Below are 14,850 nucleotides of genomic sequence, written 5' to 3'. Positions count from 1 at the left end.
ATGGGGATTCATGTCATCAAGATGCCGGATATCGGCGAAGGGATCGCCGAGGTCGAGCTGGTGGCCTGGCATGTGGCAGTCGGGCAGACGATCAAGGAAGACCAGCCGCTCGCCGACGTGATGACCGACAAGGCGGCGGTCGAGATTCCGTCGCCGGTGACGGGCAAGGTGATCGAACTGGGCGGCCGGATCGGCGAGATGATGGCGGTCGGCAGCGAGCTGATTCGACTCGAAGTCGAAGGCGACGGTAACCTGAAGGCCGGCGCACCGGTGCGGGAAACAAAGGTAGCAACCGCACCGGTCGCGGCGGCGCCGGCGAAGCCGGCGGTCGACGTGCCGGCCGAGCCGCCTGCACGGCCGACGGCGAGCGACGCTCCGGCGCGGCCGCGTCGTGACGCACCGGCGGCGCAGCCGCGCGCGGCGCTCGCGCCGGGCGAACGGCCGCTCGCGTCGCCGGCCGTGCGTCAGCGCGCGTGGGACATGGGCATCGAGCTGCGCTATGTGCGCGGCACCGGTGAAGCCGGGCGGATCCTGCACGCGGACCTCGATGCGTATGCGGGCGGCGGCGCGGCGCGGCCGGTGCACGCGCACGGCTACGACGAACGCAACGACGAGACCGAGGTGCCGGTGATCGGCTTGCGCCGCGCGATCGCGCGCAAGATGCAGGAAGCGAAACGCCGCATCCCGCACTTCAGCTACGTCGAGGAAATCGACGTCACCGAGCTCGAGTCGTTGCGCACGGAACTGAACCGACGCTACGGCGACACGCGCGGCAAGCTCACGCCGCTGCCGCTGCTGATCCGCGCGATGGTGATCGCACTGCGCGATTTCCCGCAGATCAACGCGCGTTTCGACGACGAAGCAGGCGTCGTCACGCGTTACGGCGCGGTGCACATGGGGGTCGCGACGCAGACGGACGGCGGGCTCACGGTGCCCGTGCTGCGCCATGCCGAAGCGCGCGACGTGTGGTCGATCTCGGCGGAAATCGCGCGGCTCGCCGATGCCGTGCGCGCGAACCGCGCGCAGCGCGACGAGTTGAGCGGGTCGACGATCACGATTTCGAGCCTCGGCGCGCTCGGCGGCATCGTGTCGACCCCGGTGATCAATCACCCGGAAGTCGGCATCGTCGGCGTGAACCGGATCGTCGAGCGGCCGATGATCCGCGACGGGGCGGTCGTCGCGCGCAAGCTGATGAACCTGTCGTCGTCGTTCGATCATCGCGTCGTCGACGGCGCGGATGCGGCCGAATTCATCCAGGCCGTGCGCGCGGTGCTCGAACGCCCGGCACTGCTGTTCGTGGAGTGAGCGCGATGAAGAACGAACACACCACACTGCTCGTCGTCGGCGGCGGCCCGGGCGGCTACGTCGCCGCGATCCGCGCCGGCCAGCTCGGCATTCCGACCGTGCTGGTCGAGCGCGACCGGCTCGGCGGTACGTGCCTGAACACCGGCTGCATTCCGTCGAAGGCGCTGATCCACGTGGCCGATGCGTTCGAACAGGCGTGCGGCCAGGCGGGCGAAGGCGCGCTCGGGATCCGCGTGCGCACGCCCGAGCTCGACATCGCGAAAAGCGTCGCGTGGAAGGACGGCATCGTCGACCGGCTGACGCGCGGCGTCGGCGCGCTGCTCAAGAAAAACGGCGTGCGCGTGCTGCACGGCGACGCCCACGTGATCGACGGCAAGACCGTCGACGTCGTCACCGGCAATCATTCGGTGCGGATCGGTTGCGAACACCTGTTGCTCGCGACGGGTTCCGAGCCGGTCGAGCTGCCGACGATGCCGTTCGGCGGGCACGTCGTGTCGTCGACCGAGGCGCTGTCGCCCGCGACGTTGCCGAAGCGGCTGGTCGTCGTCGGCGCCGGGTACATCGGGCTCGAACTCGGGACCGTCTATCGCAAGCTCGGTGTCGACGTCAGCGTCGTCGAGGCGGCCGAGCGCGTGCTGCCTGCATACGATGCGGAACTCGGGCGGCCGGTTGCCGATTCGCTCGCACGGCTCGGCGTCCGGCTGTGGCTTGGCCATAAGGTGCTCGGGCTGGCGGAGCACGGCGCGGTGCGCGTGCAGGCCGCCGACGGCGCCGAGCAGACGCTGCCGGCCGATCGTGTGCTGGTGGCCGTCGGCCGCCGGCCGCGCGTCGACGGATTCGGGCTGGAGACGCTGCAGCTCGATCGCAACGGCCGCGCGCTGCGGATCGACGACACGTGCCGGACGTCGATGCGCAACGTATGGGCGATCGGCGACGTCGCGGGCGAGCCGATGCTCGCGCATCGCGCGATGGCGCAAGGCGAGATGGTGGCCGAGCTGATTGCCGGCCGGCGCCGCCAGTTCGTGCCGGCGTCGATTCCGGCCGTGTGCTTCACCGATCCCGAGATCGTGACGGCCGGCTGGTCGCCGGACGATGCGCATGCGGCCGGCGTCGATTGCGTGAGCGCATCGTTCCCGTTCGCGGCAAACGGGCGCGCGATGACGCTGCAGGCGACCGACGGCTTCGTGCGCGTCGTCGCGCGACGCGACAATCACCTGATCGTCGGCTGGCAGGCCGTCGGACGCGGCGTGTCGGAACTGGCCGCGGCGTTCTCGCAGTCGCTGGAGATGGGCGCGCGGCTGGAGGATATCGGCGGCACGATCCATGCGCATCCGACGCAGGGTGAGGCGCTGCAGGAGGCCGCATTGCGCGCGCTCGGGCACGCGTTGCACGTCTGATAGGCGGGCCGCCTGAAACGGAACCGCCGGTGTGCCATGCGCGCATCGGCGGTTCGTGCTTTTTCACGCTTGCGTCGTGTGCATCCAGTCGGTATGCGGAATGCATCGATGCCGGCTTCCGCGCCGGCGCTGATCGCCGAAGGCCGGCTGTCGATCGGGCCGGCGTCGGCCGCGTCGTGGCGCGCGACAGGACAGGGAAGACGCCCGATCGGTAATTTTTGGAGACAACGGACGGGTTGTGCGCGAGCGGCCGGCCGGGGATCATGTCGATAGCCGGAAACCGGGCCGCATCGGGCCCGCCAACGCAGGCTTCACACGGAAGAACCGGACATGAAACTGCTGCTCGTCGGCGCGACCGGACTCGTCGGGCGCCACGTCCTCGAAGTCGCGCTTGCCGATTCGCGGGTCGATCAGGTCATCGTCCTCGCGCGCCGGCCGCTGTCCCCGCATCCGAAGATGCGCGCGCTGGAGGTCGATTTCGACCAGTTGCCCGACACGGCCGACTGGTGGCAGGCCGATGCGGTCATTTGCACGCTCGGCACGACGATGCGGGCCGCCGGCTCGCAGGCGGCCTTCCGGCGCGTCGATCACGATTATCCGCTGGCCGTCGCGCGGCACGCGCACCGGCACGGCACGCCGACCTACGTGCTGAATTCCGCACTCGGCGCGGATACCGCGTCGCGCATCTTCTACAACCGCGTGAAGGGCGAGGTCGAGCAGGCGCTGGCCGGCGTCGGCTTTGCGTCGCTCACCTATGTGCGGCCGGGCCTGATCGGCGGCAGTCGTGACGAATTCAGGTTCGGCGAGCGGCTGTTCGTGTTCGCGTTGAACGCGGTCGGGCCGGTGCTGCCGGCGAAGTGGCGCGTGAATCCGGCGTCGCGGATCGCGCGTGCGCTGGTCGATGCCGCGATCGACGCGCGGCCGGGCGTGCACGTCGTCGCATCGGACCGGCTCGTCTGACGCGCGGCGGGCTGCCTCGCGTAGCCGGTTACCGGCCCGACCAGTCATCGAGCCCGCTGAACTGTTCGGCGAGCGCCGCGGTGAACGCGTCCATCGCGTCGCTGCCGTCGCGGTTCCGCGGCGTCGCGAGCTGGAATTCGACCGTGTGGCTCAGCTTGCTGGCAAGCAGCCGGCGCATCTTCCCGGCGGCGATCCACGGTGCCGCGACGTGGTCGGGCAGGAACCCGACATGCGCGCCGGACAGGATGAAGATCACGTCGGCGTCGACGTTTTCGGAGAACGCGGTCGGCTGCGCGTTGCGCAGCGCCGCACCCGACGTGTTCGTCTTGTAGAGCCGCGCGACGTTGCTCGCGCGCGCGATGTCGCTCGCCGACACGCTTTTTTTCGCAAACAGCGGATGGCGTGCGCCGCAATGCAGCGACTGGTGTTCGACGAACAGCGGCGCGTAGTGCAGGCCGGCCTGATGGCCGGAAAAATAGCCGATCGCGAGCTGCAGTTCGCCTTTCAGCAGCCTGCGCTCCAGTTCGTCGGGCGGAACCGCGAGCATCTCGATCAGCACGTCCGGCGCCTGTTCGCGAAAACGGCCGACGGCCGCCGCGATCGATTCGACGATGTCCGGCGCGAGCCGTTCGGACAAACCCACGCGCAGCTCGCCGAGCAACGTGCCCGACACGTGCTGCGTGTCGCGCGTGAACACGTCCATCGCCTGCAGGAGCCGCCGCGTCGACTGCAGCACGCGCTCGCCTTTCGGCGTCAGCCGGAAGCCGCGCTTGCCGCGATCGCACAGCCGGAACCCGAGGCGCGTCTCGAGCTTGGCCATCTGCGTGCTGATGGTCGAAGGCGCCATGCCGAGCGTGCCCTGCGCGGCGCTGAAGCCGCCGCACTCGGCGATCGTCAGGAACAGCCGCAGCAACTGCAAATCCATGTCTCGGAGCCGGGTCAGCATGGCAATACATCGCATTTCGTGAAGTCGGCTTATGTTAGTTCATATTTTTCGTTGGATGCCGTGGCGGCAGAATCGGGCACGAGGTCGCCAGCCGCGCGGCCGTGTCCCCTTCAGACAGGAATCCGACGATGAGCCAGAACGATTTCGCGTTTACGCGCGACAGCCTCCACGGCACCCAGGCCGAACCGACGTTTGCGGGCGCGACGAGCTTCATGCGGCGGCGTTTCAGCCGCGATCTCGACGGCGTCGATCTCGCGATCACCGGCGTGCCGTTCGACGCCGCCGCGTCGCACCGGCCCGGCACGCGCTTCGGCCCGCGCGGGTTGCGGATCGCGTCGACGGGCCTCGCGTGGGAGCGGCCATGGCCGTGGTCGTTCGATCCGTTCGACGTGCTGGCCGCGGTCGACTACGGCGATTGCGCGTTCGATCTCGGGCAGCCGGAATCGGTGCCGGGTGCGATCGAGCGGCATGCCGATGCGATCCTCGCGAGCGGCTGCGCGATGCTGACGCTCGGCGGCGATCACTTCATCACGTATCCGCTGCTGAAGGCGCATGCGAAGGTGCACGGCCCGCTGTCGCTCGTGCATTTCGATGCGCACACCGACACCTGGCCCGACCGCGACGTGAAGCGCATCGATCACGGGACGATGTTCCATCACGCGGCGCGGGAAGGGTGGGTCGTGCCCGCGCGATCGGCGCAGATCGGCATCCGGACCACCAACGACGAGCCGATGGGATTCGACATCCAGGATGCGCGCCGCGTGCATGCGTCGACGCCGGCCGCGGTCGCCGCGCGGATTCGCGAGCGGGTCGGCGATCATCCGGTGTACCTGACGTTCGACATCGACTGTCTCGACCCGGCGTTCGCGCCGGGCACCGGTACGCCGGTGTCGGGCGGATTGTCGAGCCACCAGGCGTTCGAGATCCTGCGTCACCTCGACGGCATCAACCTGGTCGGCATGGACGTGGTCGAGGTGTCGCCGCCGTATGATCATGCTGAAATCACGTCGCTGGCCGGCGCGACGATCGCGCTGGAACTGATCTGCCTGTATGCGTCGCGCCGGCGGCACACCAAGGAAACATCGATCGATGGATGACCTCATCTGGCGCAAGGCCGTGCCCGGCGACGCGGCCGCGTGCATCGCACTGCGCGGCAAGACACGCGAGAACGCGTTCACCGAAGCGCAGTTGCGCGACCTCGGCATCACCGTCGAAAGCTGGGGCGACGGGATCCGGGACGGCCGGTTCGCGGGCCATGTCTGCTGCACGGACGGGCGCATGGTCGGCTACTGCTTCGGCGCTACCGCTTCGGGCGAGATCGTCGTGCTCGCGATCCTGCCCGAGTACGAAGGGGCGGGGATCGGCAAGCGGCTGCTGCGGCGCGTGATCGACGATTTCGCGGCGAACGGCGTCACGTCGCTGTTTCTCGGCTGCTCGACCGATCCCGCGTCGCGCTCGCACGGCTTCTATCGACATCTCGGCTGGACGCCGACCGGCAGGCTCGATGAAGCCGGCGATGAAATCCTGACGCTTCAGGTGAGGCAGGGCGCCTGACCGCATGCGCTGCCCGGATCTCGATACGCCGGCGATCCGTAAAACTGTTTCGTCATACCAAGCAATAACGCCATTGCCGCATGCGCGCTGATCTACGATGGAAGCATTGCCTCCATGGTCGGCATGAACCGTGTGCACTCACTACCGCGCTCCCGGCGAAGACCCCGGCATCAGCGAACTGAAGATCGGCATCGGCGATCTGTATCGCCGCGACCCGTGGGCACCCGACGTGTATCCCGACTACGCGGCGCCCGTCGCATGCGCCGACGGCGACGGCCTTGCGGTCGTGGCGGCCGTGTTCGGCTTCTGGCCGAAGTTCATGCAGCCCGAGCGGCTCGACGAGCACGGCCGGAAACGAAGGAAGCTCGATACGGTGAATGCGCGCACGGAAACGGTCGGCGCATCGCGTCTCTACGGGAACGCCTGGCGCAACGGCCAGCGCTGCCTGATTCCGGTGCGCTGGATCTGCGAGCCGTGTTACGAGACCGGCCGCAACGTGTGGCACCGGATCGGCGTCGACGGCTGGCAGCCGTATTGCGTCGCCGGTCTCTGGCGTCGCCATGAAGACAGCGGCGGACGCGTCCGCATCGGCATGACGATGCTCACCGTGAACGCCGACGATCATCCGCTGTTCGCGCGAATGCATCGGCCCGGCGACGAGAAGCGCGGTGTCGTGATCCTGCGCAGCGAGGATTACGACGAGTGGCTGCACACGCGTGACATCGAAGCAGCGCGGCGCATGCTGAACCTGTTCCCCGCAGGCGGCATGACGGCCGAGCCCGATCCGGCACCGCCGGCCGGCGCCTGACCTTTCATTTTTCCGACGACCGGCTTGCGGCGAAATTGCCCGACCCCGCACCGATTGTTCGGACGATTTCGAAAATCGGTCGATACCGGGTAATCACCGATATCTCACAAGTTGTATATACAAGATCATCCGCTGGCAATGTCGGCACACGTCGTGCCGCTTGCGCGCCAGCGTGCAGACCATGCGTGCGTGGCGCATGCCGGCGATCCACGGCGCCCCGCATCCGCAGAGCCGAAAGGGCGGCTCGCTGCATCCTGTCCCGTTCAAACCATGTGTGGTCCTGAGTATTGGGGAGATTGACCCGTGTCAACGAATTCGAGTGGAAAGGCCGGCGGACTGATCGAGGTCCGCTCGATCGACTTCATTCCCGACGCCGAGCGCCACGGCGGGTTGCTGAGCCAGTTCACGCTGTGGCTGTCGGCGAACATGCAGATCACGGCCATCGTCACGGGCGCGCTCGCGGTCGTGCTCGGCGGCGACGTGTTCTGGTCGCTGGTCGCGCTGCTGCTCGGCCAGCTCGTCGGCGGCGCCGTGATGGCGCTGCACGGCGCGCAGGGGCCGCAGCTCGGGCTGCCGCAGATGATCTCGAGCCGCGTGCAGTTCGGCGTGTACGGCGCGATGATCCCGATTGTGCTCGTGTGCCTGATGTATATCGGCTTTTCCGCGAGCGGCTCGGTGCTGGCCGGGCAGGCCGTCGCGCAGTTGCTGCACGTCGATGACGCCGCCGGCATCCTGCTGTTCGCGGCCGTGATCGTCGTGCTGACCGTATTCGGCTACCGCGCGATCCACTTCGTCGGCCGGATCGCGAGCGTGGTCGGCATCGTCGCGTTCGTCTACATGTTCGCGCAGCTGTTCGCGAACCACGACGTCGGCGCGCTGCTCGCGAACCGTCATTTCTCGCTCGCGAGCTTCCTGCTGTCGATGTCGCTGTCCGCGTCGTGGCAGATCGCGTTCGGCCCGTACGTTGCCGATTACTCGCGCTACCTGCCGCGCTCGACGTCGTCGGTCGCGACGTTCCTCGCGGTCGGGCTCGGCTCGGTGATCGGCGCGCAGGCGGCGATGGTGTTCGGCGTCTTCGCGGCCGCGCTGGCCGGCAGCCAGTTCGCGCATCACGAAGTGTCGTATATCGTCGGCCTCGGCTCGACGGGCGCCGTGGCGGCGCTGCTGTACTTCAGCATCGCGTTCGGCAAGGTGACGGTGACGGCGCTCAACGCGTACGGCAGCTTCATGTCGATGGCGACGATCGTCAGCGGTTTTCGCGGCAAGGGCGCCGTGTCGTCGAAGAGCCGCCTCGTGTACATCGTCGGGATGATCTGCGTGTCGACGCTGATCGCGCTCGCCGGCCGTCATTCGTTCCTGAAGGAATTCACCGCGTTCATCCTGTTCCTGCTCGCGTTCTTCACGCCGTGGAGTGCGATCAACCTCGTCGACTACTACTGCTTCACGCGCTCGCGCTACGACGTGCCGGCGCTGTCCGATCCGGACGGCCGCTACGGACGCTGGAACGGGATGGCCATCACGATCTACGTGGTCGGTATCCTCGTGCAACTGCCGTTCATGTCGACGCACATCTACACGGGGCCGCTCGTCGATGCGCTCGGCGGCACCGACATCTCGTGGATCCTCGGGCTGATCGTGCCGGCCGTGCTGTATTACTTCGGCGCGCGCGCATCGCGTCGAACCATTCCCGAGCGCCTGATCCTGCCGCTCGAACGCGGCGAAGTTCACCACTGACGGCGCATCCCGCGCATCGGGCCGGCTCGTTGCCGGCCTGAGCGTCGAGCCGGGCGCCGTCCGCGCCCGGCTTACCCGATCGATTCCCGTTCCCGCGATACCGGTGCGGCGTGACTGCCGCGCCCGGTGTCGTTTCCTTCTCTGCTCATTTAAATAGTATGACTAAATACATTGAAGCGCACGGCAGCGATTGCCGGGCGCGGACGGCGCACGCCGGTCTTCGCGCGACGGTCACGGTCGCATGCCTTGCCGCATCGGGTACCGTGCTCGCGCAGGACGGCGTCACGTTGTACGGCGTGATCGACGAGTTCGCGCAGTACGTGAATACGGGCAACGGCTATACGGCGGCGATCAACTCGGGTGGCCAGTGGGGCAGCCGGTTCGGCTTGAAGGGCGGCGAGGATATCGGCGGCGGGCAGAAGATCGAGTTCGCGCTGGAAAACGGCTTCAATCCGAACGACGGTTCGCTGGCGAGTGCCGGCAGCATGTTCAACCGGCAGGCGTGGGTCGGCGTCGCGGGGGCGTGGGGGAAGCTGCGCGCGGGCCGGCAGAATTCGCCGCTGTTCAACGACCAGGGCGGGCAGGACGCGTTCGGCGGCGTCACGCAGGCATCCGGCATGGACAACCTGACCGTGTTCGCGTTCCGCACCAGCAACACGCTGTCGTACCAGAGCCCGGAGATCGCGGGCTTCCGGGGCGGGCTGTATTTCGGCTTCGGCGACGCGGGCGGCGTGCGCTCGGCCGGTTCCAGCCAGCAGTTCGACCTGACCTACGAACACGGGCCGTTCGGCGCGTTCGTCGCGGGCCAGTGGCTGAAGAACGCGACGGCGACCACGACCGATCGCACGATCATGGCCGGCGCCTCGTACGAGATCGGCAAGGCAACCGTGTACGGCGGTTTCTCCGCGGTGAAGTGGGCCGACCTCGGGATCGATTCGCGCGTGTACGGGCTGTCGGTCAAATACCAGTTCAACCCGGCGAACTATGTCGCGCTCGGCTACGCGTACCTGCATGACCAGTCGTCGCAGGGCAACAATGCGGACCAGCTGGGGCTGATGTACGAGTACGACCTGTCGAAGCGCACGAGCTTCTACGGCGCGCTGTCGTACCTGCGCAACCGCAACCAGGCCGGCTACACGCTGGCCGGCGCGGCGAACCCCGGCCTGCCGCTCGCCTACCCGGGCGCGAATGCGCGCGGCGTGCAACTCGGCATCGTGCATCGTTTCTGATGCGTGCGACGCGCCGGGCCGCCTGCGCCCGGCGTGTTCTCCGCGCGCAGGCGCACCGTCACTTCCCCAGCCGCTCCGCGAGCGAATAGCGCTGCATGCAGCGCTCCATCGCGTCGAGAAACGCCTGCTCGGCCGCGTTCATCTTGCGGTCGCGATGCCACAGCAGGAACACGTCGACATCGACGAGCCCGTCATCGGGCGGCAGCCGCCACAGCCGCTGCTGCGCGATGTCGTCGCGCACGATGTGCTCGGGCAGGCAGCCGATCCCGTAACCCGCGAAGATCAGCCGCCGCACTTCCTCGAGGCTCGGCGACGATGCCACGATGCGCCCCGTGAAGCCCTTCTGGTCGCGGAACACGGTGAGCGGCGACAGGCTGTCGCCGATCTGGTCGCTCGTGAACGACACGAAATTCTCCGTGAGCAGATCGTCCATCCGCAGTTGCGTCTGCCCGAACAGCCGGTGATGGCGGCCGCAGTAGATCGCATAACGCTGGCGCAGGAAACAGCGCATCTCCAGCTTGTCGTGCGGCGTGCGGCACAGGCCGATCCCGGCCGTGGCCGTCTTCTGCAGCAGCGACGACAGGATGTCCGACGAGCGCATCACCTCGATCTGCAGGTCGATGCGCGGATACGCGCGATGGAATTCCGCGAGGAATTCGTCGTAGACGGGCGACTCGATGCGGCTCACCGTCAGCAGCCGGATCGAGCCGGTCAGGTCGGCCGTGCTGTCGTCGATTTCGGTTTCGAGGCGCGAGATGCCGCCGTAGATGTCGCTTGCGATCCGGTACACGGCCTCGCCGGCCGGCGTCGCCGCGAAATGCGCGCCGCGCCGCTCGATCAGCCGGCGCTCGAGCGTCTCCTCGAGCCGCCGCAGCGCCTGGCTCACGGCCGGCTGCGTCACGTGCAGGCGCGCGGCCGCGCGGCTCACGCTGCGCTCCTGCATGATCACCAGATAGGTGCGCAACAGGTTCCAGTCGAGGCGGTCGTTCAGGAACGGGGCAAGGTCGGGGCGCATCGGGTCTCCGGGCGAGGCGTCGGGTAGACATTAGTTGAATTTATACAGCGAATAATAACTTGAAATTTGACTAATGATTTGCGGTCGCCGATAAAGGAGGGGCGCCGCAGCGTGCGGCGCGAGGCCGCGCGAGACGGTCGTCACCACGATATTGCGCGTCGCCCCGCAGCGGCGTGCGTCAGGAGCCCGCATGACCCAGTCCCTTCCTTCCGCGCGCCAGCCGGGGCGTGCCGCGACGGCCGCGTTCATCGGCACGATGATCGAGTGGTACGACTTCTACATCTACGCGACCGCCGCCGCGCTCGTGTTCGGCGAGCTCTATTTTCCGTCGCACGACCGCTTCGTCAGCACGATGGCGTCGTTCGCGACGTTCGCGGTCGGCTTCTTCGCGCGGCCGCTCGGCGGCGTGATCTTCGGCCACCTCGGCGACCGCGTTGGCCGCAAGAAGGCGCTGATGACGACGCTGATGATGATGGGCGTCGCGACCGTGTGCGTCGGGCTGCTGCCCGATTATTCGACGGTCGGCATGCTCGCGCCGGTGCTGCTCGTCGCGCTGCGCGTGGTGCAGGGCATCGCGGTCGGCGGCGAATGGGGCGGTGCGGTGCTGATGGCGGGCGAGCATGCGCCGCAGGGGCGCCGCACGTTCTTCGCGTCGTTCGCGCAGCTCGGCAGCCCGGCCGGGCTGATCCTGTCGCTGGTCGCGTTCCGGGCGGTCACGTCGATGGACAAGGCCGACTTCCTCGCGTGGGGCTGGCGCCTGCCGTTTCTCGCGAGTTCGGTGCTGCTCGTGGTCGGCATCCTGATCCGGCTCGGCGTGAACGAATCGCCGGAATTCGCGCGGGTGAAGGAAACCAACCGCACGGTGAAGCTGCCGGTCGCCGAAGTGTTCCGCTCCGCGTCGGGGCTGGTGCTGCTCTGCATCGGCGCGAACACGATCGGCATCGCGGGCGTCTATTTCACGAACACGTTCATGATCGCGTACACGACCCAGTACGTCGGCGTATCGCGCTCGCTGATCCTCGACAGCCTGTTCGCGGTCGCGATCATCCAGTTCGTCGCGCAGCCGGTCGCCGCCTGGACCGCCGAGCGGATCGGCGGCGCGCGCTTCCTGAAGCTCGCCGCGCTGCTCGCGATGCTGTCGCCGTATCCGATGTTCATGCTCGTGCAGGGCGGCACGTCCGCGTCGCTGATCGCAGGCATCGCGCTCGCGGTCGTCTGCATGGCCGGCTTCTATTCGGTGATCGCGGGTTTCGTCAGCGACGTTTTCCCCGCGCACGTGCGCTATTCGGCGATCTCGCTCGCGTACCAGATCTGCGGCGCGATTGCCGGCGGCCTGACGCCGCTCGTGGGCACCTGGCTCGCGCATCGCTTCGCCGGCCAGTGGTGGCCGCTCGCGGTGTTCTACACGGGTCTCGCCGGCATTTCGCTGCTCTGCATCGTGGCGCTCGACGCGCGCCGTGCGGCCCGGCCGGCTGCCGCCGAAGCGCTCGGTTCGCACTGACCCTCAACGTACGAATTCATCCGGAGTGCACATGAAAGACCTGCTGGAAATCGACGGCGCCCGCTTGTGGCGGAGCCTGGCCGACATGGCGCGCGTCGGCGCGACGCCGCGCGGCGGCGTGCGGCGCCTCGCGCTGACCGAGGATGACCGGCGCGGGCGCGACCTGTTCGCGCAATGGTGCCGCGACGCGGGGATGGCGGTGCGCGTCGATGCGGTCGGCAACCTGTTCGCCCGGCGCGACGGCGCCGACGCGCAAGCCGCGCCCGTGCTGATCGGCAGCCATCTCGACACGCAGCCGGAAGGCGGTCGTTTCGACGGCGTCTACGGCGTGCTCGCCGGGCTCGAACTCGTGCGCACGCTGAACGACGCCGGCATCGCGACCGACAAGCCGCTCGAAATCGTGTCCTGGACCAACGAGGAAGGCGCGCGCTTCGCGCCGGCGATGCTCGGCTCGGCCGTGTTTACGGGCGCGCTGCCGCTTGACGACGCGCTCGCGAAGCAGGACGCCGACGGCGTCACGCTCGGCGCGGCGCTCGACGCGTGCGGTTATCGCGGCACGCGCGCGGCGGGCGGCGCGGTCGATGCGTATTTCGAGGCCCATATCGAACAGGGGCCCGTACTCGAGGCCAACGGCACGACGATCGGCGTCGTCACGGGCGGCCAGGCGATTCGCTGGCTCGACGTGACGGTGACGGGCGTGGCCGCGCATGCGGGCACGACACCGATGCCGTATCGCAAGGATGCGTATTTCGCGAGCGCGCAGATCGCGCTCGAACTCGAGCGGATCGTCGCCGGGTACGCGCCGCGCGGGCTCGCGACGATCGGGCAGGCCGGCATCCGCAACGCGTCGCGCAACACGATTGCCGGCGACCTGACGTTCACGGTCGACCTGCGTCATCACGACGATGCCGAAGTCGACGCGATGGAGCGCGACCTGCGCGATGCGTGTGCACGCATCGCCGCCGCCCGCGGCGTGCAGATCGCGATCGACACCTGCTGGCGCAGCCCGGCGACGCCGTTCGACCGCGATTGCGTCGAGCTGGTCGCGCAGGCGGCGGCTGCATTCGGCTATACGAACGAGCGGATCGTCAGCGGCGCCGGCCACGACGCGATCCTGCTCGCGCGACGCGTCCCGACCGCGATGGTGTTCATTCCGTGCGTCGACGGCCTGTCGCACAACGAAGCCGAGGACGCATTGCCCGACGACGTGACGCGCGGCACGAACGTGCTGCTCCATGCGGTGCTGGCGCGCGCGGGCATCGCGGCGCCGGTCGAAGCGGAGGCGGCCGCGCGCGTGGCGTGACGCGGCGATTCGACGAGGACGAACGATGAAAACCTATTTCCATCCCGAACAACTGCTGCATCATCCGCGCAGCTACCTGTCGCGCGGCCGGATGCGCGAACCGCAGGAAGTGCCCGAACGCGCGTCGCGGCTCGTCGCGGCCGTGCGCGCGCTCGACTTCGACGTGCGCGAACCGGCCGACCGCGGCACCGCGCCGATCGCGGCCGTGCACGACATGAACTACCTGCGCTTTCTCGAAGAGGCGCACCGCGACTGGCAGCGGATGCCCGACGACTGGGGCGACGAAGTGATGTCGAACGTGTTCGTGCGCGACCCGAACCCGTTGCGCGGCGTGCTCGCGAAAGCCGCGCGCTACCTTGCCGACGGCAGTTGCCCGGTCGGTGCGAACACGTGGCGCGCCGCGTACTGGTCCGCGCAGGACGCGCTCGCGGCCGCGGCCGACGTCAACGACGGCGCGCGCGAGGCCTACGCGCTGTGCCGCCCGCCGGGCCATCACGCGCGCCGCGATGCGGCCGGCGGCTTCTGTTACCTGAACAATGCGGCGATCGCCGCGCAAGCGCTGCTGGGCCGCCATCGCCGTGTCGCGATCCTCGACACCGACATGCATCACGGGCAGGGCGTGCAGGAGATCTTCTACGGCCGCGACGATGTGCTGTACGTGTCGATCCACGGCGATCCGACCAACTTCTACCCGGTCGTCGCGGGTTACGAGGAAGAGACGGGCGCGGGCGCCGGCGCCGGCTTCAACCTCAACCTGCCGATGCCGCACGGTGCGCCGGAATCGGTATTCTTCGAGCGGCTCGACGACGCGTTGCGCGCCCTCGCGCGATTCCAGCCCGACGCGCTCGTGCTCGCGCTCGGCTTCGACATCTACCAGGACGATCCGCAATCGCAGGTTGCCGTCACGACCGACGGGTTCGGGCGGCTCGGCGGCGCGCTCGGCGCGCTCGGGTTGCCGACGGTGATCGTGCAGGAGGGCGGCTATCACCTCGACAGCCTCGACGCGAACGCCCGTGCGTTCTTCGGCGGGTTCGACGAGGCGCGCTGACGCGGACGCCGGCGCGCCGTGGGGAGGGGCCGGATCACCGGCATGCGCTC

At 68.5% G+C, this 14,850-nt stretch carries 13 protein-coding genes; 11 read left to right on the top strand and 2 right to left on the bottom strand.

From position 1 onward, the window contains the following. The 3 genes from HWX00_RS05535 (at position 1) to HWX00_RS05525 (ending at position 3,662) form a co-directional block, all read left to right on the top strand. Positions 1 to 1,305: a dihydrolipoamide acetyltransferase family protein gene (locus tag HWX00_RS05535; protein WP_124609099.1), complete on the top strand. Its 1,305-nt coding sequence runs from the start codon at positions 1 to 3 to the stop codon at positions 1,303 to 1,305. A gap of 5 nt (positions 1,306 to 1,310) precedes the next feature. Continuing rightward, the gene (gene lpdA, locus HWX00_RS05530) at positions 1,311 to 2,702 is read left to right on the top strand and encodes a dihydrolipoyl dehydrogenase (protein WP_175029107.1); all 1,392 of its coding nucleotides are present in this window, start codon (positions 1,311 to 1,313) and stop codon (positions 2,700 to 2,702) included. Positions 2,703 to 3,032: 330 nt separating this feature from the next. Beyond that, positions 3,033 to 3,662, top strand: coding sequence for an NAD(P)H-binding protein (locus HWX00_RS05525; protein ID WP_175029108.1), 630 nt, complete (start codon positions 3,033 to 3,035; stop codon positions 3,660 to 3,662). A 28-nt stretch (positions 3,663 to 3,690) separates the two neighbouring features. On the opposite strand, the gene HWX00_RS05520 is transcribed toward HWX00_RS05525, so the two are convergent. Beyond that, a complete protein-coding gene (locus tag HWX00_RS05520; protein WP_175029109.1) occupies positions 3,691 to 4,608 on the bottom strand; it encodes a LysR family transcriptional regulator in 918 nt (305 codons plus the stop codon). A 128-nt stretch (positions 4,609 to 4,736) separates the two neighbouring features. On the opposite strand from HWX00_RS05520, the gene speB reads away from it, so the two are divergent. The 5 genes from speB (at position 4,737) to HWX00_RS05495 (ending at position 9,933) form a co-directional block, all read left to right on the top strand. Further along, the gene (gene speB, locus HWX00_RS05515) at positions 4,737 to 5,705 is read left to right on the top strand and encodes an agmatinase (RefSeq protein ID WP_124609097.1); all 969 of its coding nucleotides are present in this window, start codon (positions 4,737 to 4,739) and stop codon (positions 5,703 to 5,705) included. Next, complete coding sequence (locus HWX00_RS05510; RefSeq protein ID WP_175029110.1) at positions 5,698 to 6,162, top strand: GNAT family N-acetyltransferase; 465 nt, start codon at positions 5,698 to 5,700, stop codon at positions 6,160 to 6,162. The genes speB and HWX00_RS05510 overlap by 8 nt, the downstream gene beginning before the upstream one ends. Positions 6,163 to 6,292: 130 nt before the next feature. Beyond that, positions 6,293 to 6,970 carry an SOS response-associated peptidase family protein gene (locus HWX00_RS05505; RefSeq protein ID WP_049034239.1) on the top strand — a complete coding sequence of 226 codons (678 nt, stop codon included), beginning with the start codon at positions 6,293 to 6,295 and terminating at the stop codon, positions 6,968 to 6,970. Positions 6,971 to 7,273: 303 nt separating this feature from the next. Then, positions 7,274 to 8,704, top strand: coding sequence for a purine-cytosine permease family protein (locus HWX00_RS05500; protein ID WP_175029111.1), 1,431 nt, complete (start codon positions 7,274 to 7,276; stop codon positions 8,702 to 8,704). Positions 8,705 to 8,862: 158 nt separating this feature from the next. Next, a complete protein-coding gene (locus HWX00_RS05495; protein ID WP_175029112.1) occupies positions 8,863 to 9,933 on the top strand; it encodes a porin in 1,071 nt (356 codons plus the stop codon). A 58-nt stretch (positions 9,934 to 9,991) separates the two neighbouring features. On the opposite strand, the gene HWX00_RS05490 is transcribed toward HWX00_RS05495, so the two are convergent. Beyond that, positions 9,992 to 10,948, bottom strand: a complete 957-nt coding sequence (locus HWX00_RS05490; RefSeq protein ID WP_175029113.1) for a LysR family transcriptional regulator — start codon at positions 10,946 to 10,948, stop codon at positions 9,992 to 9,994. Between the two features lie 190 nt (positions 10,949 to 11,138). Between HWX00_RS05490 and HWX00_RS05485 the strand changes: the two genes are divergently transcribed. Genes HWX00_RS05485 through HWX00_RS05475 form a run of 3 tightly spaced genes read left to right on the top strand, consistent with a single transcriptional unit; the run spans position 11,139 to position 14,800 of the window. Beyond that, positions 11,139 to 12,449, top strand: a complete 1,311-nt coding sequence (locus tag HWX00_RS05485) for an MFS transporter (RefSeq protein ID WP_175029114.1) — start codon at positions 11,139 to 11,141, stop codon at positions 12,447 to 12,449. A gap of 31 nt (positions 12,450 to 12,480) precedes the next feature. After that, the gene (locus tag HWX00_RS05480) at positions 12,481 to 13,752 is read left to right on the top strand and encodes a Zn-dependent hydrolase (protein WP_059560576.1); all 1,272 of its coding nucleotides are present in this window, start codon (positions 12,481 to 12,483) and stop codon (positions 13,750 to 13,752) included. 25 nt (positions 13,753 to 13,777) lie between these two features. Beyond that, positions 13,778 to 14,800, top strand: coding sequence for a histone deacetylase family protein (locus HWX00_RS05475; RefSeq protein WP_175029115.1), 1,023 nt, complete (start codon positions 13,778 to 13,780; stop codon positions 14,798 to 14,800). Positions 14,801 to 14,850 lie beyond the last annotated feature (50 nt).

Origin of the sequence: Burkholderia seminalis DSM 23518, from assembly GCF_902832885.1 — a bacterium.
GTDB lineage: Bacteria > Pseudomonadota > Gammaproteobacteria > Burkholderiales > Burkholderiaceae > Burkholderia > Burkholderia seminalis.
This window is presented reverse-complemented; position numbering and strand designations above follow the sequence as displayed.

Excerpts from the sequence above, each read along its gene's own strand:
- HWX00_RS05525 (WP_175029108.1), top strand. The coding sequence starts at position 3,033 with ATGAAACTGCTGCTCGTCGGCGCGACCGGACTCGTCGGGCGCCACGTC.
- HWX00_RS05520 (WP_175029109.1), bottom strand. The coding sequence starts at position 4,608 with ATGCTGACCCGGCTCCGAGACATGGATTTGCAGTTGCTGCGGCTGTTC.
- HWX00_RS05480 (WP_059560576.1), top strand. The coding sequence starts at position 12,481 with ATGAAAGACCTGCTGGAAATCGACGGCGCCCGCTTGTGGCGGAGCCTG.
- lpdA (WP_175029107.1), top strand. The coding sequence starts at position 1,311 with ATGAAGAACGAACACACCACACTGCTCGTCGTCGGCGGCGGCCCGGGC.
- HWX00_RS05510 (WP_175029110.1), top strand. The coding sequence starts at position 5,698 with ATGGATGACCTCATCTGGCGCAAGGCCGTGCCCGGCGACGCGGCCGCG.
- speB (WP_124609097.1), top strand. The coding sequence starts at position 4,737 with ATGAGCCAGAACGATTTCGCGTTTACGCGCGACAGCCTCCACGGCACC.
- HWX00_RS05475 (WP_175029115.1), top strand. The coding sequence starts at position 13,778 with ATGAAAACCTATTTCCATCCCGAACAACTGCTGCATCATCCGCGCAGC.
- HWX00_RS05495 (WP_175029112.1), top strand. The coding sequence starts at position 8,863 with ATGACTAAATACATTGAAGCGCACGGCAGCGATTGCCGGGCGCGGACG.
- HWX00_RS05535 (WP_124609099.1), top strand. The coding sequence starts at position 1 with ATGGGGATTCATGTCATCAAGATGCCGGATATCGGCGAAGGGATCGCC.
- HWX00_RS05485 (WP_175029114.1), top strand. The coding sequence starts at position 11,139 with ATGACCCAGTCCCTTCCTTCCGCGCGCCAGCCGGGGCGTGCCGCGACG.
- HWX00_RS05490 (WP_175029113.1), bottom strand. The coding sequence starts at position 10,948 with ATGCGCCCCGACCTTGCCCCGTTCCTGAACGACCGCCTCGACTGGAAC.